The organism is Micromonospora sp. NPDC000442, from assembly GCF_042898635.1.
Classification (GTDB): domain Bacteria; phylum Actinomycetota; class Actinomycetes; order Mycobacteriales; family Micromonosporaceae; genus Micromonospora.
Window position 1 is genome coordinate 63,887 of sequence record NZ_JBIAYZ010000024.1, and the last position, 19,644, is coordinate 83,530.

General features: G+C 70.0%; 22 protein-coding genes. 13 read left to right on the plus strand and 9 right to left on the minus strand.

Translation table 11 applies throughout. The features are described from left to right. Window positions 1-23: 23 nt before the first annotated feature. Window positions 24-1,823 carry a stealth family protein gene (locus ACFY2A_RS27130; RefSeq protein ID WP_387175681.1) on the minus strand — a complete coding sequence of 600 codons (1,800 nt, stop codon included), beginning with the start codon at window positions 1,821-1,823 and terminating at the stop codon, window positions 24-26. A 450-nt stretch (window positions 1,824-2,273) separates the two neighbouring features. Here ACFY2A_RS27130 and ACFY2A_RS27135 point away from each other — a divergent pair, with 450 nt between their 5' ends. Continuing rightward, window positions 2,274-3,191 (plus strand): DNA-3-methyladenine glycosylase family protein, encoded by a 918-nt coding sequence (locus ACFY2A_RS27135; protein ID WP_387175683.1) that lies wholly within the window; start codon window positions 2,274-2,276, stop codon window positions 3,189-3,191. 8 nt (window positions 3,192-3,199) lie between these two features. On the opposite strand, the gene ACFY2A_RS27140 is transcribed toward ACFY2A_RS27135, so the two are convergent. Continuing rightward, on the minus strand, window positions 3,200-3,412 hold the full coding sequence (locus tag ACFY2A_RS27140; RefSeq protein WP_387175685.1) for a hypothetical protein: 213 nt from the start codon (window positions 3,410-3,412) through the stop codon (window positions 3,200-3,202). A 136-nt stretch (window positions 3,413-3,548) separates the two neighbouring features. On the opposite strand from ACFY2A_RS27140, the gene ACFY2A_RS27145 reads away from it, so the two are divergent. Beyond that, window positions 3,549-4,649 (plus strand): ATP-dependent DNA ligase, encoded by a 1,101-nt coding sequence (locus tag ACFY2A_RS27145; protein ID WP_387175687.1) that lies wholly within the window; start codon window positions 3,549-3,551, stop codon window positions 4,647-4,649. Between the two features lie 33 nt (window positions 4,650-4,682). Continuing rightward, window positions 4,683-6,266 carry an alpha/beta hydrolase gene (locus tag ACFY2A_RS27150; protein WP_387175689.1) on the plus strand — a complete coding sequence of 528 codons (1,584 nt, stop codon included), beginning with the start codon at window positions 4,683-4,685 and terminating at the stop codon, window positions 6,264-6,266. Window positions 6,267-6,307: 41 nt separating this feature from the next. On the opposite strand, the gene ACFY2A_RS27155 is transcribed toward ACFY2A_RS27150, so the two are convergent. The 3 genes from ACFY2A_RS27155 to ACFY2A_RS27165 form a co-directional block, all read right to left on the minus strand. Next, window positions 6,308-7,459 (minus strand): Clp protease N-terminal domain-containing protein, encoded by a 1,152-nt coding sequence (locus ACFY2A_RS27155; RefSeq protein WP_387175691.1) that lies wholly within the window; start codon window positions 7,457-7,459, stop codon window positions 6,308-6,310. Window positions 7,460-7,649: 190 nt separating this feature from the next. Continuing rightward, window positions 7,650-8,123 carry a hypothetical protein gene (locus tag ACFY2A_RS27160; protein ID WP_387175693.1) on the minus strand — a complete coding sequence of 158 codons (474 nt, stop codon included), beginning with the start codon at window positions 8,121-8,123 and terminating at the stop codon, window positions 7,650-7,652. A gap of 677 nt (window positions 8,124-8,800) precedes the next feature. Continuing rightward, complete coding sequence (locus ACFY2A_RS27165) at window positions 8,801-9,475, minus strand: winged helix-turn-helix transcriptional regulator (protein WP_387175695.1); 675 nt, start codon at window positions 9,473-9,475, stop codon at window positions 8,801-8,803. 62 nt (window positions 9,476-9,537) lie between these two features. On the opposite strand from ACFY2A_RS27165, the gene ACFY2A_RS27170 reads away from it, so the two are divergent. From ACFY2A_RS27170 to ACFY2A_RS27180, 3 genes are all read left to right on the plus strand, one after another. Further along, the gene (locus tag ACFY2A_RS27170; protein WP_387175697.1) at window positions 9,538-10,263 is read left to right on the plus strand and encodes a DUF899 family protein; all 726 of its coding nucleotides are present in this window, start codon (window positions 9,538-9,540) and stop codon (window positions 10,261-10,263) included. A 92-nt stretch (window positions 10,264-10,355) separates the two neighbouring features. Continuing rightward, window positions 10,356-10,646, plus strand: a complete 291-nt coding sequence (locus tag ACFY2A_RS27175) for a hypothetical protein (protein WP_387175699.1) — start codon at window positions 10,356-10,358, stop codon at window positions 10,644-10,646. 48 nt (window positions 10,647-10,694) lie between these two features. After that, window positions 10,695-11,147: a GNAT family N-acetyltransferase gene (locus tag ACFY2A_RS27180; protein WP_387175701.1), complete on the plus strand. Its 453-nt coding sequence runs from the start codon at window positions 10,695-10,697 to the stop codon at window positions 11,145-11,147. On the opposite strand, the gene ACFY2A_RS27185 is transcribed toward ACFY2A_RS27180, so the two are convergent. Next, window positions 11,137-11,421: a hypothetical protein gene (locus ACFY2A_RS27185; protein ID WP_387175703.1), complete on the minus strand. Its 285-nt coding sequence runs from the start codon at window positions 11,419-11,421 to the stop codon at window positions 11,137-11,139. The two genes, ACFY2A_RS27180 and ACFY2A_RS27185, sit on opposite strands and share 11 nt — an antisense overlap. Window positions 11,422-11,775: 354 nt before the next feature. Here ACFY2A_RS27185 and ACFY2A_RS27190 point away from each other — a divergent pair, with 354 nt between their 5' ends. After that, the gene (locus ACFY2A_RS27190) at window positions 11,776-12,654 is read left to right on the plus strand and encodes a helix-turn-helix domain-containing protein (RefSeq protein WP_387175705.1); all 879 of its coding nucleotides are present in this window, start codon (window positions 11,776-11,778) and stop codon (window positions 12,652-12,654) included. After that, complete coding sequence (locus ACFY2A_RS27195) at window positions 12,647-12,841, plus strand: DUF397 domain-containing protein (RefSeq protein WP_387175707.1); 195 nt, start codon at window positions 12,647-12,649, stop codon at window positions 12,839-12,841. Before ACFY2A_RS27190 ends, ACFY2A_RS27195 begins: the two co-directional genes overlap by 8 nt. Before the next feature lie 189 nt (window positions 12,842-13,030). On the opposite strand, the gene ligD is transcribed toward ACFY2A_RS27195, so the two are convergent. After that, window positions 13,031-14,056 carry a non-homologous end-joining DNA ligase gene (gene ligD / locus ACFY2A_RS27200; RefSeq protein WP_387175709.1) on the minus strand — a complete coding sequence of 342 codons (1,026 nt, stop codon included), beginning with the start codon at window positions 14,054-14,056 and terminating at the stop codon, window positions 13,031-13,033. Between the two features lie 47 nt (window positions 14,057-14,103). On the opposite strand from ligD, the gene msrB reads away from it, so the two are divergent. Beyond that, a complete protein-coding gene (gene msrB, locus ACFY2A_RS27205) occupies window positions 14,104-14,514 on the plus strand; it encodes a peptide-methionine (R)-S-oxide reductase MsrB (protein ID WP_099846960.1) in 411 nt (136 codons plus the stop codon). A gap of 98 nt (window positions 14,515-14,612) precedes the next feature. Here the strand turns inward: msrB and ACFY2A_RS27210 are convergent, their stop codons facing one another. Both ACFY2A_RS27210 and ACFY2A_RS27215 read right to left on the minus strand, forming a co-directional pair. After that, complete coding sequence (locus ACFY2A_RS27210; RefSeq protein ID WP_387175711.1) at window positions 14,613-15,278, minus strand: DUF305 domain-containing protein; 666 nt, start codon at window positions 15,276-15,278, stop codon at window positions 14,613-14,615. 128 nt (window positions 15,279-15,406) lie between these two features. Further along, window positions 15,407-16,156, minus strand: coding sequence for a lytic polysaccharide monooxygenase (locus ACFY2A_RS27215; RefSeq protein WP_332908026.1), 750 nt, complete (start codon window positions 16,154-16,156; stop codon window positions 15,407-15,409). Window positions 16,157-16,307: 151 nt separating this feature from the next. On the opposite strand from ACFY2A_RS27215, the gene ACFY2A_RS27220 reads away from it, so the two are divergent. The 4 genes from ACFY2A_RS27220 to ACFY2A_RS27235 form a co-directional block, all read left to right on the plus strand. After that, complete coding sequence (locus ACFY2A_RS27220) at window positions 16,308-16,568, plus strand: Prokaryotic metallothionein (protein WP_203994429.1); 261 nt, start codon at window positions 16,308-16,310, stop codon at window positions 16,566-16,568. Between the two features lie 124 nt (window positions 16,569-16,692). Further along, the gene (locus ACFY2A_RS27225; protein WP_387175714.1) at window positions 16,693-17,133 is read left to right on the plus strand and encodes a GNAT family N-acetyltransferase; all 441 of its coding nucleotides are present in this window, start codon (window positions 16,693-16,695) and stop codon (window positions 17,131-17,133) included. Window positions 17,134-17,340: 207 nt separating this feature from the next. Further along, complete coding sequence (locus tag ACFY2A_RS27230; RefSeq protein WP_387175716.1) at window positions 17,341-18,438, plus strand: lytic polysaccharide monooxygenase; 1,098 nt, start codon at window positions 17,341-17,343, stop codon at window positions 18,436-18,438. Window positions 18,439-18,753: 315 nt separating this feature from the next. Beyond that, a partial coding sequence (locus ACFY2A_RS27235) for a lytic polysaccharide monooxygenase (RefSeq protein WP_387175718.1) occupies window positions 18,754-19,644 on the plus strand: 891 nt, incomplete at its 3' end.

Genomic DNA, 19,644 nt, shown 5'->3' on the forward strand with positions numbered 1-19,644 from the left:
GGACGGGCGGGCGACCGGCAGAATCAGGACGGCCTCCGGTCGCCGATCATGTTAAAGCGGGAGTTCGGGAGGGTCGGCGCGTCGACCTGGTTGGGTCGCCGGCTGGTCGGGACGGCCTGACGGGAGCGGCGCCACAGCGCGCTGGCGCCCTGCTTCCGGCACTCCGCCACCTCCTCCTCCGGCAGCTCGAACGGTGCTGGGAAGGGCAGGTAGCGGGGCAGGAAATCGGCAAGCATCCGCTCCTGTTCCGCCAGCGCACGAGGGTCGGAGTCGGTGTCGTTGAGGCAGAAGACGTCGCGGTGGCGTCGGGCCAGCAGTTCGGCGAGGCGGGCCGGGGTCGAGGGGTGGCCGAGGTCGGCGTACTCGTACTCGATGTCGGCCGGTACCGCCTGCGCGGTCAGGTACGCCCAGTACTGGTGCAACGACGAGGGGATCGACAGGTCCTCGTGGTGGCGGAACCGGTGCTGCGCGGTGGCGGTCACGTCGGCCTGCAACACCGCCTCGATCTGATGCATGATGCTGCGGCGCAGGGCGAACGGCGTGTGCTTCATCTTCTGCGTGATGGTCACACCGAACTGACGTTGGATGTGCCGGCGGTTGTTCTTCCCGGCGGCGTTCACCGGCGGATCGGTCGGCTTCGCCTCGCCGAGCCCGAACTGGGCGGGTGAGAGGAAGAACTTGGCGATCCCGTTGGCGTGGAAGAAGTGGGTCGGCAGCAACGGGCGACCCAGGAAAACGTCGTCGTTGAGATAGAGGAAGTGCTCCGCCAGCCCTTCGATGCGGTGCAGCCGGGACTCGATGGCGTGCGAGTTGAACGACGACAGCCCGCCGAGGTCGGCGAAGAGTTCGGCGTGCGACACGACGGTGATCATCGGGTGGCTCGGATCGAGCCAACTGGGCAGCTGGCCGTCGGTGACCAGGAAGATCTTCCGCAGCCACGGGGCGAAGCTGTGCAGCGAGCGCATCGAGTACCGCAGCTCGTCCCGGTTGTGGTAGCGCGACTCGTTGGCCGCGATCGCGTGCAGCGCACCGCCCGGGGCGCCCAGCGCGGCCCGCTTGCGCTCCAACCACTCCGGATCCGAGCCGTCCACCCAGGTGTAGACCGCGTCGATCGGGAACCCCACCCGGTCCGGGGCGCGGACCGTGAGGTCGCGGCGGGTGCCGTAGGTGTGGTCGTCCGCCTCCGGCACGAAATGGCTGAGCAGCGCCGCGGCGACCCGGACCCGCTCGGCCCGGGCCGGCGCCTCGTCGATCACCGCGTTGTGCCGAGGGGCGCGGACCACGTCGCCGACCCGGCTCCAGAACTCGATCTCGCAGGCGAACTGAGCACCGAGCACCACTCCGGCCCGGACGTCGGTCACCGGGAACCACACCTGGATGACCTCGGTCGGTGCCAGGTCCGGCTGGTTGCGCCCGGGGCGTACCTCGACGGTGCGTACGTGCGCGCCCGACAGTCCCGGCGCCGAACGCACCAGCCGGCGGACGGCATCCCGCTGATCCACCAGGATCGCCACCGAACTACGCAGGTAGTCGTCGTTACGCAGGCAGTGGTACTCGATTCCGGCGTTCTCCAGGGCCACGGTTACCGCCGTCAGGTTGCGGTGCCACAGCTCCAGCGGTGTCGCCGCGGCCACCACCTCGGCCTCGGTACGGGAACCGTCGTCGGTCACCGGCACCCGCGTGCCGACCGGGTGCAGTGAGTCACTGCCACGCGGCCGGGTGAAGGTACGCACCATTCCGAGCCGCCGGTGCTCGGGGAGCAGATCGAGGAGTCGCCGCCGAAGGGCGGGCGGCAGGAGACGGTAGACGCGCAGCGCAATCATCCGGCGAGCCGTTCAGTGTGGACGGTCACGGCACGATCAGCACGGAGGTGCGCTGAAGCGAACACCGTGCGCCAGGCGCTCTCTGTGAACAACCGCAGCGGCAGCCATCCCCGTTACCCTTCTGCACAGCTCCCCGTGATGCGCGAAGGGCGACCGGTCGATGGATCATCCGACTCACCGTCCGTTTCCGGACGGATCTGGCCCTGCGCAGGTCGGACCATAGCAGCGTGTTCACCTGCGGGACAGCCGCGCTCCTCCGGCCGGTAACCGTGTCGACACACGGCAGGCCAGATAGGTCCGCTGATGCGGGGATTTGCCCTAAGAATACTGGCCGATCAGGCGGTCCGAAAACCGCACGGATGGCTACCGAGAATTGACCGAGCAACGTCTATCCATCGCGTCCGGGTGGGTCCACGACGACCCGCCCGCACCAGGTGGCACAGTGACCGGGTGACCGGGAACGAACCGAAAGCGCGTCGGGTGCTGCGAACACCAGCCGGCTACCGCTTCACCGCTTCGGTGCGCCCGCTCACCTTCAGCCCGTACGACCCGTGTGCGCGAATCGTCGCGGGCGTCTTCTGGTGGGCGGCGCGCACGCCCGACGGGCCGGCCACCCTTGCCCTGCGGCCCGAGGGCGGCGATCTGGTCGCCGAGGGTCACGGCCCGGGCGCCGACTGGATGGTCGAGCACGCCGACGCGGTGGCCGGGCTCCGCGACGACCTGACCGGGTTCGCCGAGCTGGCCGCCAGCCACCCCGTGGTGGCGCGGCTGGCCAGCCAGCAGGCGGGGCTGCGGATGCCGGCCAGCGGGCTGATCTTTCCCCGGGTGCTGCGGGCAGTGCTGGAGCAGAAGGTCACCGGCAAGGAGGCCTACCGGGGGTACGCGGCGACCGTGCGCCACTTCGCCGAGCCGGCCCCGGGTCCGGTACGGCTGCTGCTGCCACCCGACCCGGCGGCTGTCGCGGCCGCGCCGTACTGGGTATTCCATCCGTTCGGGGTGGAGCAGCGACGGGCCGAGACATTGACGCGCGCCGCGCGGGTGGCCGACCGCCTGCAACGATGCGCCGACTCGACCGAGGCCACCCGGCTGTTGCGGTCGATCCCGGGCATCGGGCCGTGGACCGCCGCCGAGGTGGTCCGGGTCGCGTACGGCGACGCGGACGCGGTGAGCGTCGGCGACTATCACGTACCCAACACGGTCGCCTGGGCCCTGGCCGGCGAGCCGCGCGGCAACGACGCCCGGATGCTGGAGCTGCTGGAGCCGTTCCGGGGCCACCGGGGCCGGGTCTGCTGGCTGCTGGAGGCCGCCGCCGTGCAAGCACCAAAGTTCGGCCCGCGCGCCCCGATCCGCTCCTTCTCCCACTACTGACCGGAGTATCAGGCGGCCTCGCGCAGGTCGGCCAGGTCGACCGGGGTACGCCGACGCAGCAGCTCGGCCAGTTCATCCACCGACCCCACCTCGCCGAGCACGTTCTTGCCGCCACCGAAGCGCCGGGGATAGGTGTGCACCAACCGGTACAGGTACCGGCCGTGGATCAGCTCGACGCTGACCCGCCACCGCCCGCAGCACCCGCACACCCACTCCACCACCTCGCGAAAGTAGCTCTGACCTGCGGTTTTCCGATTCGCCCGGGCGGGACGTGACGGACCTGAGACGGACACGCCGCCCACCGGTCGGCCGTGATCCGGCTCACCACTGTCGGTGCCGTCTGGTTGACTGATCGCCGTGGACCTGCCGATCAACCCGCCGGTGGAGCCGATGCTCGCCCGCAGTGTCAACTCGATCCCCACCGCCCCGGGGATGACCTACGAGCCCAAGTGGGACGGCTTCCGCTGCATCGTCTTCCGCGACGGTGACGAGGTGGAGCTGGCCAGCCGGGGCGGCAAGATGATGACCCGCTACTTCCCCGAGGTGGTCGAGCAGGCCCGCCGGCAACTGCCGCCGCGCTGCGCGGTCGACGGCGAGCTGATCGTGATCCGCCGCGACGGCCCTGACGGGCAACCCCGGCTCGACTTCGAGCTGCTGGCCCAGCGCATCCACCCGGCGGCCTCCCGGGTGAAGCTGCTCGCCGAGACGACCCCCGCCGACTTCGTCGCCTTCGACCTGCTCGCGCTCGACGACGAGAGCCTGCTCGACGCCCCCTACCCGACCCGCCGGGCCCGACTGGAGCAGGCGCTGTCCGGGGTGCGACCCCCGGTGCACGTCACCCAGATCACCACCGACGCCGAGGTGGCGCGCCGCTGGTTCGACGTCTTCGAGGGCGCCGGCCTGGACGGGCTGATCGCCAAGCCCGCCGACCTGCCGTACGAGCCGGGCAAGCGGCTCATGTCCAAGGTCAAGCACGCCCGCACCGCCGACGCGGTGGTGGCCGGGTTCCGCTGGCACAAGTCCGGCCCGGTGGTCGGTTCGCTGCTGCTCGGCCTCTACGACGACGCCGGGGTGCTGCACCACGTCGGGGTCAGCGCCTCGTTCACCATGGCCCGCCGCGCCGAGCTGCTGGAGGAGCTGGCCCCCTACCGCGACGCCGGGCCCGAGCACCCGTGGGTGCACGGCGACCACGAACGCGGGCAGCGCATCCCCGGCGGGGTCAGCCGCTGGACCGGCACGAAAAACCTGGAATGGGAGCCGCTACGCCCGCAGCTGGTGGTCGAGGTGGCGTACGACGCGATGGAGGGTGACCGGTTCCGGCACACCGCGCGCTTCGTTCGCTGGCGACCCGACCGCGACCCGCTCTCCTGCCGATACGATCAACTCGACCAGCCGGTCCGGTTCGACGTGGACCAGGTGCTGCGGGGTGACCCGGCGGTCCCGGCCGGTCCCGCGTAGCTTGGCCGGCATCCTGATCACGGAGGCTCGTTCGTGACCCGTACGCCCGACCGGATCCGTCGTTTCCGGCTCACCGTGGCCGGCCTGACCGCCGCCGTCGTGCTCACCGCCGGCTGCACGCTGCCGGCGTTCGCGCCGCGCGCCGACGTCGACGGCGAGGCCGCGGCACCGGGGGCCGCGCCGACCTGGCGGTCCTGCCCCGAGGTGGCCGACGAGGTGGTCGGGCGACGCGCTCCGGACATCCGGTACGAGTGCACCAGAATCCAGGTGCCGCGGGACTGGGCGGGCGGCAGCGCCGCCACGACCGGTCCCGGTGCCGGTGAGACCTTCGAGATCGCGCTGCTCCGGGCCCGCTCCACGAACCAGCGCGACCGGATCGGTTCGCTGCTGATCAACCCGGGTGGCCCCGGCGGCTCGGGCGTCGACACCGCCGTCTACCTCACCTTCGGCGAGCAGTACGGCGGCCTGCCCGACGCGATCCTCGAACGCTTCGACATCGTCGGCTTCGACCCCCGCGGGGTAGCCCGGTCCAGCCCGGTCGAGTGCATCCCGGACGCCGACCTCGACGCCGCCTTCGGTTACAACCCCGACCCGGAGAGCCAGGCGTCGTTCGACGACTTCGTCGCGCTCAACAAGCAGATCGGTCAAGGCTGCGGCGCCAAGTACGGCGACCAGTTGCCGCTGTACGGCACCGAGCAGGCGGCCCGCGACATCGACGCCATCCGGGCTGCCGTCGGCGACGAGAAGTTGACCTACCTCGGCTACTCCTACGGCACCCTGCTGGGCGCCACGTACGCCCAGTTGTTCCCGCAGCGGGTGCGGGCGCTTGTGCTCGACGGCGCGGTAGACCCCCGGCAAGGTCTGATCGAGGGTTCGGAGAGCCAGGCGAAGGGCTTCGAACGCGCCTTCGACAACTTCACCAGGTGGTGCGCGGCAAACGCGGGCCGCTGCCCGATCGCCCCCGACGCCCGGGCGGCGGTCACCTCGGCGATCGACAAGGCCGAGGTCTCCCCCGTCCGCTCCGCCGACGGTCGGGAAGCCACCGCCGGCTGGATCTTCTACGCCATCGTCTCGTCGCTGTACTCCGAGCCCGGCTGGCAGCAACTCGCCCAGGCCATCGACCGGCTGAACGAGGGCAACCCGACAGACGTGTTCCGGCTCGCCGACAACTACACCGACCGCGACTCCGACGGCAACTACAGCAACCTCTTCGACGCCAACCTGGCCATCAACTGCGCCGACGAGGAACAACGCCCCGACCTGGAGCGGATCCGCCAGCTCCAGTCCGAGTGGCGCACGCAGTACCCACTCTTCGGCGCACCGCTCGCCGCCGGCCTGGTCTCCTGCACCGAATGGCCCGGCGGCAGCGACCCCTACCCCACCGGCCGCGCCGAGGGCGCCCCGCCGATCCTTGTCGTCGGCACCACAGGCGATCCCGCCACCCCGTACGAGCAGACCCCGGCGTTGGCCGAGATGCTGGGCGTCGGGCGAGTGCTCACCTGGGAGGGCGAAGGCCACACCGCCTACCCGCAGACGGCCTGCATCACCCAGGCCGTCAACGCGTACCTGATCGACCTCACCGTCCCGACCGACGGCGTGCGTTGTCCGGCCCGTTAGCCACCGGCCCTGACGGGGGCGTCTCGCAGTTGTCGTCGAGGTCAGTTCAGTCCGAGGCGGGCGGCGGCCAGGTCGCGAACGGCGCGGGCATCGACGCCCAGATCAGCGAGGAGTTCTCGGCCGGTGTCGTCGGAGTCGGTAACGGCGGCGTACACCAGGTGAGCGCTTCCCGCCGGCATCCGCGCGCCGAGGTTGGCCAATTCCCGAGCCCGCTCGGCGATCCGGGCAGCCGCCGCCGTCCACGGCGGGTTGCTTCGTTCGGTCTGCCAGGACCGCTTAGGGCGTGATTCGGCGAGTTCCGTGCCGTAGCTCGCCTTCGCCACCCGCAGAGCGGCGTCCTGCCGGGTCACTCCGAACCGGCCGAGCAGCATCTCGTTCGCGACATCGGACGGCGAGACGGGCCGCAGATCCCCGGCCTGCATCTCCTCCTCGAGCACGAGAACTCCCATCACCAGGTGGGCCGGTGAGGTACGGTCGTGCCCGAGACGGACCGTCTCGGCGACCGCCTCCAACTCCAGCCAGTTCAGTGCCGGCGTGGTCTCCGCGAACAGCCGAGCGACCGAGAGCACGAGGCCTCTCTTCAACCGGCCGGTTTTCCTGCCCGGCTCCCGGGCGATGACCCCGATCTCCGGCAACGGCCCGGCGAGCCCCGGCCGTGGCGGCTCCCGGTCACCCTGCGGCCACAGCCGAGCGACCACGGCATCCAACCGGCCGGGCACGATCTGGTCCGACACGAGGTACTCGTGGGCGTGCTGGCCCGGATCCTCCAACAGCGCCTCGAGTACATGGGGGCTGCCCACGTACGGTGCCCGACGCCGCACCGCAAGATGAGCGGCGAGCCGTAGCACCGCCACCGCAGGTGCCTCCCAGCCGAGTGCCTCGGCAAACCGGTCCCGCGCCGGGCCGGGCCAACCGAAACTCCGCCAGTACGCCTCCCGCATCGCCCGAACGACCTCAAGGGTCAGCTCCCCCGACAACTCGACATCACCGGTCGAGACGTGCGACGCCTCGCTACGCCGCCGCGGCTGCTGCTGCTGCGGCCGGACCGGGATCACCGACCGCAGCAGCGGATAACGCCCCAGCATGCCGAAGAGCACATCGTCGACATCGATGCTCAGCTTCTTCAAACGCGCCGCCTCGCGCGCAGCTCGGCGCAGCACTGAGTAGACGCCTCCTCCCATGACGATAGACATCGTGGCCTCCCATCTGGCGCTACGCTCTCCGGCACCACAATGACGGTCGACATCAACTACTCCGGGTCGCCCGATGTGGGCTGGACAGGTCAGTGTTCCTGCGAGGCGTGCCGGTACAGCCGCCGCAGCGCTCGGGTTGGCAGCAGCCCGCTCGAACACCTCGTAGTCGCCGAGCCGAGCTGATCGAGCCTCAGGGTTGGTCGGCAGTGAGCGCAGAGATCGCAGCCCTTGCCTGCGGCATCGCGAAAAGGTGCGCCAGGATCTCTGGGTAACTGGCACCCTGCGCGGCGCGGCGACGCGAAAGGTCAAAGGCCCTCGCAACTTCTGGTGAGGCGACCGGTGGGCGGGCCGGGACGGTGGGCGACTCCACAGCGGACGGAGACACCACATGATCGGCGCGGTCAACGAGTCGGCCCATCAGCTCGGCGTAGGAGAGGCCGTATCGGTCAAGTAGCGGCCGGGAGTTGTGCAACTCTGCCGGGTCAGAAGTCTTAATCAGCGCCAACTGATGAAGGATCGAGGCTGCCGCGAGCACGATGTGCTCGAACTGGACGTCGGCGGACCCCTCACGGACGGCCTGCCGAACTGCCTCATCCTCGAGCGTCGTCAGCAGGCCGGAGCTCGGCCCGTCGACCTTCCTCGAAAGCACGGTGATGGGCCACATCAGGAAGCAGGAAACCTATCCGTTCCAGCGAATCGACCGCAGGTGCCCACGGGTGCTGACCCTGGAACGGCTTCAGCCGGCCGACCGCCGACAACAGGTCACCGCGATCGACGCCACTGCGCGTCACGAGGACACTCGCCGTCGTTCCCTCGCTCGCGAGAAGCGCGAGTAGCACCTCGCGGTCGCCGACCCACGGAAGTCCCCGCTCCGCAGACATTGCTCGCGCATCTGCCAGGACCTGCACGGCTCCCGCCGTCCACGCGGGCGACATCGAGGGCTGCTCACCAAGAAGGAAGCCCGATCTCTCGCGCACAACCTCGCGCAGGACGGCACGAGCCCCGTACAACGAGAGCGGGTCTACGCTTCCAGCGCTTCCCTTGTTGTCAAACCTCCCGCCGTCTGACGCCGGACCGTCTGACCTCAGGACGGACCTAAGGAGGGGCACCTTGCGGCCCATCCTCCGACAGCACTCCAGCAGCAGGTCACCCGATCCGACGGATGGTCGACCGCCATGTGACGCTCTTCCGAAGGCCGGAACAAGGATCGCCCAAACCGTCCAGTTCGAGTAGTCACAAGCGCTCACATGAAGGCCATTCCGTCAATCTTGAGATCCAATCCCGCACCCGAACAAGGCGTTGCAGCAACCCGCTACAGGGCGGGTAGGTCGCCGTAGCGTCTCATGAGGGGGCTACGGCCGTGTGGTAGTGGCGTACGACGCCGAGGACGGTGTCGCGGTCGCCCTCGACGCGTACGGTGCCGGCGCGTTCGGCTTCGGTGAGTGGCAGACCGCCGAAGAGCACGTCGCTCCAGGCAGTCGAGTCGGCGGTCACGGTCGCCACCGGGTCGACGGCAGCACCGGGCTGGATGTCCAACAGCCCGTCGACGGTGGTCAGCCGGTAGTCGCGGACCGGTGGGTCGGGTTGGCGGGTGTCGTAGAGGCGCAGGGCGGTCGGCGGCAGGCCCTCGGGGACGGGGGGTGCCATGGTGCGCATGGCGAGGACCATGGCGTCGGGGGTCATGCCACCGCTGGTGCGGGGGTCCGGCCCGGACGAGTACCACCGGCCGAGCGAGGCGAGGACCGACTCCAGGCCACGGCCCCACTCGGTGACGGCGTACGCGCGGGTGCGCGCCAGGTCGGTAAGCGTCACCTGGTCGACGATGCCGGCCTGACGCAGGGATCTGAGCCGGTCACTGAGGACGGCCGGCGTGATGCCACGGACGGACTCCTGAAGGTCGGCGAAGCGTTTGGGGCCGAGGAGCAGTTCGCGGACGACGATAAGCGTCCACCTGTCGCCCACCAGGTCGAGGGCGTTGGCAGCCCGGCAGGCGTCGCCGTGGTGCGCGTAGGTCAACTTGACAGGCAATCCCGATCAACTTCTTTCACACGAGTGGATACTATGTTTATAGTAGCGGTATGCAGAGTATGGATACACCGCCAGCACCTCCGGTGGTCGACCGCGACACCTGGCTCCGGGAGCGAAACGCACTCCTCGTCCGGGAGAAGGAGCACACCCGGGCGGGTGATGCCATCGCCGCTGCCCGCCGGCGCCTTCCGATGACCGAGGTCAACCCGGTCAAACTGGTCGGCGAGCAGGGCCCGGTCTCGCTGCTCGACCTCTTCGACGGGCAAGACCAACTCGTGGTCTACAAGCACATGTGGCACCTCGGCAAGCCGTTCGAGGAGCAGTGCGAAGGCTGCACCATCAGCATCTGGAACTTCCACGAGGCTAGTTACCTGGAGGCACGGGGCATCAGGTTCGCGGTCTTCGCCGAGGGACCGTACGAGGAGATCGCACCGTTCCGCGAGTTCATGGGCTACCTCCACCCGTGGTACTCGACGTACGGCATCGACGAGCCCGCTGTGGCCGGCGGTGGCAACATCGCCTGCTACCTGCGCCGGGGTGACCGGGTGTTCCTCACCTACGAGACGACCGGACGCGGCGTCGAGGCGATCATGGGCTCGCTCAAGCTGCTCGACATGACGGCCTACGGACGACAGGAAGCCTGGGAGGACTCCCCCGACGGCTGGCCGCAGGCCGACCCGACGTACAGCTGGTGGCGCAAGGACGGCCGCCCGGTAGCCCAGTGGACCCGCCCCGGCGCCACGCCCGTCCAGTCGGACCAGCACCACTGCCACTGAAGACCTGAGCCGAACGGTTGCCACCCGCCTGAGGGCCAACCGGGCCTCAACGAAGTCCCCGGGCCGCCTACCGCGCGCCCGGGGACTTCGACATGTCCCTAGCTCGCGGCTGTCTGATCCTGCGGGACGAAGCAGGGGCCGCAGAGGTGGTGGTCTGGCCGCCGGGCACCACGTTGCTTCCGAACGGCCGGGCGGGCGTACACGTGCCTGACGTCGGAGAGATCGTCGTGGGTGATCGGGTCGACGGCAGCGGTGGATCCTTCGAGGCTCCGCTCACCGAGGTCGGCCCGCCGGAACATCTGCCACCCGTCCCCGTCGCATGCGCCTCCGTCGGCACCTTCGTCGCGGTGCTCGAACGCGTCACCCGGCACAGCGACAGTTGACGGTGCTCTGCCGCGCATCGGGGCGCGCCGTTGTGGGACGCTCGCGGGATGAGTGAGGTGATCTTCCGTGACGCGGTCCGGGCCGACCTGCCGGCCATCCTCGATCTGCTCGCCGACGACATGCTGGGGCGTACCCGTGACGTCGGCGAGGTCGACGCCAGGTACGAGAAGGCGTTCGCGGAGATCACCGCCGACCCGCGTAACCAGCTCGTCGTCGCCGAGGCGGGGGGTGAGCTGCTCGGCTGCATGCAGCTCACCTACATCCCCGGGCTCGGCCGGCACGGCACCGAGCGACAGTTGATCGAATCGGTCCGGGTCCGCTCGGATCAGCGCGGACGGGGCCTGGGCCGGCAGATGATGACCTGGGCGATCGACCAGGCGCGGCAACGCGGCTGCGGCCTGGTGCAGCTCACCACCGACAAGGCCCGCCACGACGCGCACCGCTTCTATCTCGGCCTCGGCTTCGTCGCCAGCCACGAGGGCATGAAGCTCAGTCTCTGACACCGGCGGACGGGGACCCGGCCAGCCGGGGGCGTCCCACGTCGCAACCGAGGATTGTGGCCCAGAAGGTCGTCAGCGTCGCCAGACTCGACCCGTGGGCCAAGGACCGGGTGGACTTCCGGATCAGCCAGAAGTCTCCCTCGGGCAGGACGACCGCCCAGCCGATCGGGATGTCGTTCTCCGCCACGAGCACCAGCAGTTCCGGCTTGCTGTCGACCTCGATCTCGGGCAGGTCCGCCACCTCGACGGACCCGATGCTCTGCTCCGCGCTCACCGGTAGCTCCGCCGATGGCATCGCCGCACGACGTGGCGGGACCGCCACAGCCGGGCCGCCGGGGCGTTCCGCCCGGGTTGATCGGCGCGGTACGCACCGGCCCGCTCGTGGTACGCGGACCGTTGCACCACGTCGATCGGTTCGTCCTGCCGTTGAAACCATCTCCACCAAACCACCACGAGCCTCCCGCGAACACGCACCGATGATGCCGATGCCTGCCACCATCGGTCCGCGCTTCGCCGATCTGCAATGTCTCATACGGAGATTCGGAAAAAGATACTGACGGTGTGTCATCTGGGCCTCGATGCTGTTCCAAAACGAGACACTGGCAGCACCGATGTGAGACGGGGTGAAATGAGCGACGTTGGGTCTTCGGTGCCGCGACGGCAACTGGGCAGGTTGCTGCGCCAGGCCAGGGAGGAAGCCGGCATCAACCTGGAGGCTGCCGCCGAGGCCCTCGAATGGTCGCGCGCCAAGATGTACCGCCTGGAGAGCGGACAGACCTCTCTGCGTACCCACGATGTGACCCTGATGTGCCAGAACTACGGCACCTCCGCCGAGCTAACCGAGGTCATGGTCAGCCTGGCCCGGGAAAGCAAGAGTCGGGGTTGGTGGCACGCCTACGGTGAGGCCATCCCGGCGTGGTTCGAGTTGTACGTCGGGCTGGAGGCGGCGGCCCGTCGCGTGCGTCAGTACGAGCCGACGCTGATCCCTGGGTTGCTTCAGACGGCCGAATACGCTGCGGTCATCTTCAGCGCCAAGGCTGGCCGGAGCCAGGATGAGGTTGCGCAGAAGGTCGCACTACGCATGGAGCGTCAGAAGCTGCTCGCTCGCCGCAGCCCAAAGGCTCCCAGCTTCGAAGCCATCATCGACGAGGCCGTAATCCGCCGCCCCATTACCGACCTGGACGCCTGGCGCAGCCAACTCGCACACCTGGTGAACGCCGCACAGCGACCGAACGTCTCGGTCCGGGTGCTGCCGCTGGGCAGCGGCCCCCACGCGGCATCCGTTGCCGGGTCGTTCATCATGCTGGACTTTCCAGCGGTCGGCACGCGGCCCGCAGAGCCGTCGACCGTCTACAGCGAGTCGCTGACCGGCAGCCTTTACCTGGACAAGCCGACAGAAGTGGCGGCTTACGCTGACGCCTGGTCCACCCTTCTGGACCTTTCACTGGGCGTGCGCGAGTCTGAAGATCTGATCGGGACGGTTATCAAGGAGACCTTCGATGAATGACCTGACCAACGCCAGGTGGCGCAAGAGCAGCCGGAGCGGTGAGGGCGAGTGCGTCGAGGTGGCCGACGATCTGGCCGGCGCGGTCGGGGTGCGGGACAGCAAGGACGTCGCCGGGCCGGTGCTGCTGTTCGCCCCCGCCCAGTGGCGGTCCTTCGTCGAGACCCTCGAGGCCAACGGCCTCCCGTAGCCCCTTCGCCGCAACCTGCGGGCATCGGGTCCCGCCTCGTTCCGCCGCCCAAGGTCACGCTCCCTGCCCGCGCCTCGTTGATCATGAGGTTAGCGGCAGTTGTGGATCTTCAAACTGCCGCTAACCTCATGATCAACGGATACGGGAGGGATGGGAGGGATGGGAGGGGGCGGAAGCGGGCGGGTTGGGTCAGCGGGGGCGGTCGCGGTCCTTGGACGGCTGCACGCGTTTCGGCTCGCCCGGCATCTTCGGATGGTCGGGCGGGTAGGGCAGGTCGCCCTCTCCGGCGGCGGCGTCCCGCTCGGCCCATTCGAGCAGCGGTGTGATGTCCCATGCGGCGTCGTCGATGCCGGCGTGCGGGTCGCCGCGCTGGGCCAGCCGTTCCGGCACGGTACGCAGGTCGAAGTCGTCCGGGTCGACGTCGGCCAGCTCGTCCCAGGTGACCGGGGTGGAGACGGTCGCCCGGGCGTTGGCGCGCAGCGAGTACGCGCAGGCGATGGTGCGGTCCCGCGCCATCTGGTTGTAGTCCACGAAGACCCGCTCGCCGCGCTCCTCCTTCCACCAGGCGGTGGTGACCAGGTCAGGCCGGCGGCGGGCCAGCTCCCGGGCCAGCGCGATGGTGGCCCGACGTACCTCGACGAACGTCCAGCGTGGCTGGATGCGCAGGTAGACGTGCACGCCCCGGCCGCCGGAGGTCTTTGGCCAGCCCGGCACGCCCAGCTCGTCGAGGATCGTCCGCAGCTCGGCGGCGGCGGTGGCGGCGTGGGCGAAGTCGGTGCCGGGCTGCGGATCGAGGTCGACCCGCAGCTCGTCGGGCTGGTCGACGTCGGCGGCGCGGACCGGCCACGGGTGGAACACCACAGTGCCCATCTGCGCCGCCCAGGCCACATGGGCCAGGTCCGCCGGGCACAGCTCGGCGGCCTTGCGACCGCTGGGAAAGCTGATCTCGGCAGTCTGCACCCAGGGCGGCACGCCCCGGGTCGGCACCCGCTTCTGGAAGAACATCTCCCCCTCGATGCCGTCGGGGAAGCGCTGCAACGTCGTCGGTCGCTCACCAAGCGCCCGCATGATGCCGTCGCCGACGCTCACGTAGTAGTGGAAGACGTCGGCCTTGGTGAAGCCCCGCTTCGGGAAGATCACCCGATCGGGGCTCGACAGTCGTACGGTGTGCCCGGCCACCTCGATCTGCTCGGCCGCAGCCTTCGTGCCACCCATTGCGCGACCATATGCGATGGGTCCGACCTTCGGCGTACCGTTGACCTGTGACTCTTCCCGACAGCGAACTGCCCCGCACCGAGGACGAGTGGCGGGTCCGGCTCAGCCCCGCCGAGTTCCGGGTGCTGCGTGAGCACGGCACCGAGCCGGCGTGGACCGGTGAGTACGTCGACACCAAGACGCCCGGCATGTATCGGTGTCGGGCCTGCGGTGTCGAGTTGTACCCGAGTGACACCAAGTTCGACTCGCACTGCGGCTGGCCGAGCTTCGACGACGCCATCCCCGGCGCGATCAAGGAGATCGAGGACAATTCCCTCGGCATGAGCCGCACCGAGATCCGCTGCGCCCGCTGCGACAGCCACCTCGGGCACGTCTTCCGCGGTGAGGGCTTCACCCCGAAGGACACCCGGCACTGCGTGAACTCGCTCTCCATCCGCCTGGACCCGAACGACGCCTGACCAGGGCACCCCGCCCGCGGCCACTCCGGCCCGCGCAAGCCGGTGCCGGCCCGCGCCGACCCGCGTCCCTACCGGCCGGGGTCCGCGCGGCCGGGCGGTCAACCGGCTGCGGGCCGGGCGGCCATCAACGCGACCTGAGCGGTACGCGACTGCTCGACGCGCCGGGCCAGGTCGAGCACCCGCGCGTCGGTACCGGCGGCCAGATGCGCCCGGGCCAGGTCGGCGGCGGCCTGCTGGTGCGCGCTGAACACCTCGATCAGTACCGTGTCGACCTCGGCGTCCGGGGCGTCGCGCAGCCGCGCCAACTGTTCGGGGCCGGTGCCGTGCCCAGCGTGGTCGTCGGCGCGGGCGCTGCGCCCGGCCTGCGCCAACCAGCCGCGTGCGGTGGCCAGTTCGTCGGACTCGGTGGCCTCGACGGCGGCGACCAGGGTGCGCAGTTCGCTGTCGGTCAGCCGGTCCCGGACCAGCCGGACGATCTGGAGGGTCTGCTCGGTGTGCCCGGCCATCATCGACAGGAACAGCAGGTCGATGCCGGCCATCACGCTCGTGACTACAGGCGCCGGAGCAGGGGTGGCGGCCACCGGAGGCGTGGCGTCGGTGGGCGCGGGCTGCCCGGACGGCGCGGGCGAGCCGCCGCAGCCGGCAACCAGCAGCACCGCGAGCAGGTGCAGCGGCAGCACACGCAGCGTGGCACGCCGCGCCCGCACCACGGCGCACCCCTCGGGCGGCCGGGCCGACGACACGACGACTCGGGCCCCCAGCACGCCGGCTCCGGCCCGCGACACGGCGGCTCCGGCCGACAGCACACCAGCTCCCGCCCACAGCAGGGCACGAAGGAGCGACGGTACGGCGAACGGGAGGTGCGGCCGGGTCCGGTCGCACCTCCCGTTGGTCAGATCTGGCTCCACAGCGCCGGTACGTTCGGCGGCTCCCAACCGGCGATGGCGGTGTGCGCCTGCCGGCAGCGGTAGGTGCGGCCACCGTAGGTGACCTGGTCCCCGACGGCGTACGCGCGACCGGCTGCCCAGGTGCCGCCGGTCGGCGGGTTGGTGGTCGGTGCGACCGTCGGCGTGGGCGACGGGGCGGGCGGGTTCGTGGTCGGGCTCGGGCTGGGCGTGGGGTTGCCGCCGCCACCGCCGATCTGCAGATCAACGCAGGAGTAGAAGGCGTTTGCGGTGTCGGAGATGTTCCATACCGCCAGCAGCTTCTGCCGACCCGAGTAGCCGGACAGGTTGACGGTGTGCGAGACGGTCGCGCCGGGCTGGCGTCCGCCGCCGGAGAAGACCGCGACCCGGGTGTTGCCGATGAAGTACTCCCAGTCGCGGGTGGCGTGCATGGCCGTGTTGACCCAGGTGAACGTCACGGTGGTACCGACCGAGGTGGCCGGCCAGCCACGGTTGTCGTCGTTGAGGACGGCGAAGTGCGAGATGTTGGCGTGGCAGTTGCGCAGCCCCTTGGGGCCCTCGACGCTCTGCGGCTCCCACCTGATCTGCCCGCAGTCGGGCACCCGGTTCTGGGCGCAGAGCGCCTGGCGGCTCGGCGGCGACGAGACGTAGCCGTGGGCCTGGGCGGGGGTGGCGACGGCCAGGGTGGAGACCATGGCGCCCGTCGCGACGAGCGGAAGGGTGATTCTTCGGCGCATGGCGGCAGCTCCTTGTCGGCGTGATGCCTGGTGAGGTGCCACCAACATAATTTAAACCTTGTTAACAGTAAAGACCACTGTCGATAAAAGACGAGCCGCCCGACGTCATGCCGCAAGATGGACAAAAGGTCTTCTGATGGAGGTACGGGGCGTGGCTACCTGCGAGGTCTGTGGCAACGACTACTGGCTGGCGTTCGAGGTGCGTACGGTCAGCGGCGACGTGCACACCTTCGACAGCTTCGAGTGCGCGATCCACAAGCTGGCACCGATCTGCGAGCACTGCGGCATCAAGATCTCGGGCCACGGGGTCGAGGTCTCCGGCCGGTTCTTCTGCTGTGGCCACTGCGCCCGGGCAGTGGAGGCCGAGCGCGGCGCCGAGATCCGCGACGCGGTGGGTGCCCGTCCCGCCTGACCGCCCCGCGCCGACAGACCGCGGCACGAGCAGCACCAGCGCCGCAGGTCACCAGCACCAGCACCAGCACCAATGCCACACCGGCGGCCGGCAGGAATCCCGGGCACCGCACTAGCCTGACGGGATGTCGAGTACACAGTTGCGGGCAGCCAGTTTCGCCGAGTTGGACGCCCGCACCTTCCACGACCTGGTGCGGCTGCGCGTCGACGTCTTCGTGGTCGAGCAGGAGTGCGCGTACCCGGAGGTCGACGGGCGCGACGTCGAACCCGGCACCCGGCACCTGTGGCTTGCCCGCGACGGCGCTCCGGTGGCGTACCTGCGGATCCTGGCCGACCCCGGCGGGGTGGCCAGGATCGGACGGGTGGTGGTGGCCCCGGAGGCCCGGGGTGCCGGGCACGCGGGACATCTGATGACGGCGGCGCTCGCGGAGATCGGTGACCGGCCGTGCGTGCTGGACGCGCAGTCGCATCTGGTCGACTTCTACACCCGGCACGGCTTCACGGTCAGCGGGCCGGAGTACGTCGAGGACGGCATCCCCCACACACCGATGCGCCGGAAGTGGTGAGACGCCCGAACCCGGTGGTGGAAGCGCTTCGACGACGCCTCGCACACCGTGCTGGAAATCGCTTTCCTCATTGACGTGTGACGATCTAACGTGCCATCCTTCCGGTCGAGCCAGTACACGAGGGCGACGCTTACAGCACGGGAGAGGGCAACTCCCGAGCGTCCGGGCGATGTCGAGATAGATCCGACGACTCCCCCTGGGGGCTCCATGTCCAATTCACTCAGATCATCGCGGGCGCTCTGGCTGCTGGCCGTCGCGGCCGTCGCCGCTCTGCTGCTCACCACGGCATTTGTGCCATCCGCCTCCGCGCACGGCTCGGTGGCCAACCCCATCTCCCGCAACTACGGCTGCTGGCAGCGCTGGGGCGGTGACTTCCAGAACCCGCGGATGGCCACCGAGGACCCGATGTGTTGGCAGGCGTGGCAGACCGACACCAACGCCATGTGGAACTGGAACGGCCTCTACCGCGAGGGCGTGGCCGGTAACCACCAGGCCGCCATCCCGAACGGCCAGCTCTGCTCCGGCGGGCGCACCGAGAACGGGCGCTACCGGGCGATGGACGTGCCGGGTGCCTGGCGGACCACCTCGGTCGGCAACAACTTCCGGCTGAAGTTCTACGACCAGGCCAGCCACGGTGCCGACTACATCCGGGTGTACGCCACCCGGCAGGGCTACGACGCGCTGAACACGCCGCTGGCCTGGTCGCACCTGGAACTTGTCGGTCAGATCGGCAACACGCCGGCCTCGCAGTGGCAGCAGGAGCCGGGCGGGGTCTCCATCGAGATCCCGGTCAACGCCCCGGGCCGCACCGGCCGGCATGTCATCTACACGATCTGGCAGGCCAGTCACTCCGACCAGTCGTACTACATCTGCAGCGACGTGCAGTTCGGTGGCGGATCCAACCCTCCGCCCACCACGCCGCCGCCGACCACACCCTCGCCCACCACGCCGCCGCCCACCACTGCCCCGCCGACCACGCCGCCGCCCACCAACCCGCCACCGGCGGGTGCCTGCTCGGCGACGTACCGGGTCACCTCGACCTGGTCCGGCGGATTCCAGGGCGAGGTCCAGGTGACCGCCGGCAACGCGGCCATCCGCGGCTGGCGGGTGAACTGGACGAACGGCAGCGGCCAACAGGTCAGCCAGGCCTGGAACGCCACAGTGACCTCCAGCGGCTCCACGGTGACCGCCACGAACGTCAGCTACAACGGCAACCTCGGTGCCGGCGCCAGCACCAGCTTCGGCTTCCTGGCCTCCGGCAGCAGCACGAACACACCGACGGTGACCTGCACCGCGACCACCTGACCCCGGCCGGGGCCGCGCCACACTCCCTCTGGCGCGGCCCCGCCCGGCCCAGTGGACGGGCGCACGACTCCCGGCCGAACGGACGACCCGGCAACGCCAGCCGGCAGGGCATCGGCGCCCGGTAGCCCGGCGGGGTGGCCAGCACCTGTCCGGTGGTGGTGCCGGAGAGCGCTTCCCGCGTTGACGTACGCCGATGCTCCGTGGCACGCTTCCCTCGGAGCCAACACCACAGGGGCACCGCAGATCGGCCACGGGAGAGGCAACTCCCGAGCGTCCGGGCGATGTCGCGAACTGACAATTCCCTTGGGGAGCTCCATGTCGAACGTACTCAGATCACCACGCGCTGCCTGGCTGCTGGCCATCGCGGCCGTCGCCCTGTTGCTGCTCACCACCGCGCTGACAAACCCCGTCTCCGCGCACGGCGCCACGGTCAACCCCGGGTCCCGCGCCTACGGCTGCTGGGAGCGCTGGGGTGGTGACCACATGAACCCGCGGATGGCCACCGAGGACCCGATGTGTTGGCAGGCCTGGCAGGCCAACCCGAGCGCCATGTGGAACTGGAACGGCCAACTCCGCGAGGGGGTGGGCGGCAACCACCAGGCGGCCGTACCGAACGGCCAACTCTGCTCGGGCGGGCGCGCCGAGGGCGGTCGCTACAACGCCCTCGACACCCTGGGTGCCTGGCGGACCACCCCGGTCCCCAACAGCTTCCAGTTGAAGTTCTTCGACCAGGCCAGCCACGGTGCCGACTACCTCCGGGTGTACGCCACCCGGCAGGGCGTGGACACGCTCACCAAGCCACTGGCCTGGTCCGACCTGGAACTGGTCGGCCAGATCGGCTACACGCCGGCGTCGCAGTGGCAGCGGGAGGTCGACGGGGTGTCGATCCAGATTCCGGTGAACGCGCCGGGCCGCACCGGCCGGCACATCATCTTCACCGTCTGGCAGGCCAGCCACTTCGACCAGTCGTACTACCACTGCAGCGACGTCCAGTTCGGCGGCGGCACCACCCCGCCGACCACCACGCCGCCCACGACCACGCCGCCGACCACCACGCCACCCACCACCACCCCGCCGACCACTACCCCGCCCACCACCAACCCGCCGGTGACGGGTGCCTGCTCGGCGACGTACCGGGTCACCTCGACCTGGTCCGGCGGATTCCAGGGCGAGGTCCAGGTGACCGCCGGCAACGCGGCCATCCGC

Bases quoted from the DNA above. Each gene is read 5' to 3' on its own strand.
- ACFY2A_RS27180 (WP_387175701.1), top strand. From the start codon at position 10,695: ATGAGTGAGGTGATCTTCCGTGACGCGGTCCGGGCCGACCTGCCGGCC.
- ACFY2A_RS27160 (WP_387175693.1), bottom strand. From the start codon at position 8,123: ATGTGGCCCATCACCGTGCTTTCGAGGAAGGTCGACGGGCCGAGCTCC.
- ACFY2A_RS27230 (WP_387175716.1), top strand. From the start codon at position 17,341: ATGTCCAATTCACTCAGATCATCGCGGGCGCTCTGGCTGCTGGCCGTC.
- ACFY2A_RS27215 (WP_332908026.1), bottom strand. From the start codon at position 16,156: ATGCGCCGAAGAATCACCCTTCCGCTCGTCGCGACGGGCGCCATGGTC.
- ACFY2A_RS27130 (WP_387175681.1), bottom strand. From the start codon at position 1,823: ATGATTGCGCTGCGCGTCTACCGTCTCCTGCCGCCCGCCCTTCGGCGG.
- ACFY2A_RS27170 (WP_387175697.1), top strand. From the start codon at position 9,538: ATGCAGAGTATGGATACACCGCCAGCACCTCCGGTGGTCGACCGCGAC.
- ACFY2A_RS27190 (WP_387175705.1), top strand. From the start codon at position 11,776: ATGAGCGACGTTGGGTCTTCGGTGCCGCGACGGCAACTGGGCAGGTTG.
- ACFY2A_RS27225 (WP_387175714.1), top strand. From the start codon at position 16,693: ATGTCGAGTACACAGTTGCGGGCAGCCAGTTTCGCCGAGTTGGACGCC.
- ACFY2A_RS27155 (WP_387175691.1), bottom strand. From the start codon at position 7,459: ATGTCTATCGTCATGGGAGGAGGCGTCTACTCAGTGCTGCGCCGAGCT.
- ACFY2A_RS27175 (WP_387175699.1), top strand. From the start codon at position 10,356: ATGTCCCTAGCTCGCGGCTGTCTGATCCTGCGGGACGAAGCAGGGGCC.
- ACFY2A_RS27195 (WP_387175707.1), top strand. From the start codon at position 12,647: ATGAATGACCTGACCAACGCCAGGTGGCGCAAGAGCAGCCGGAGCGGT.
- ligD (WP_387175709.1), bottom strand. From the start codon at position 14,056: ATGGGTGGCACGAAGGCTGCGGCCGAGCAGATCGAGGTGGCCGGGCAC.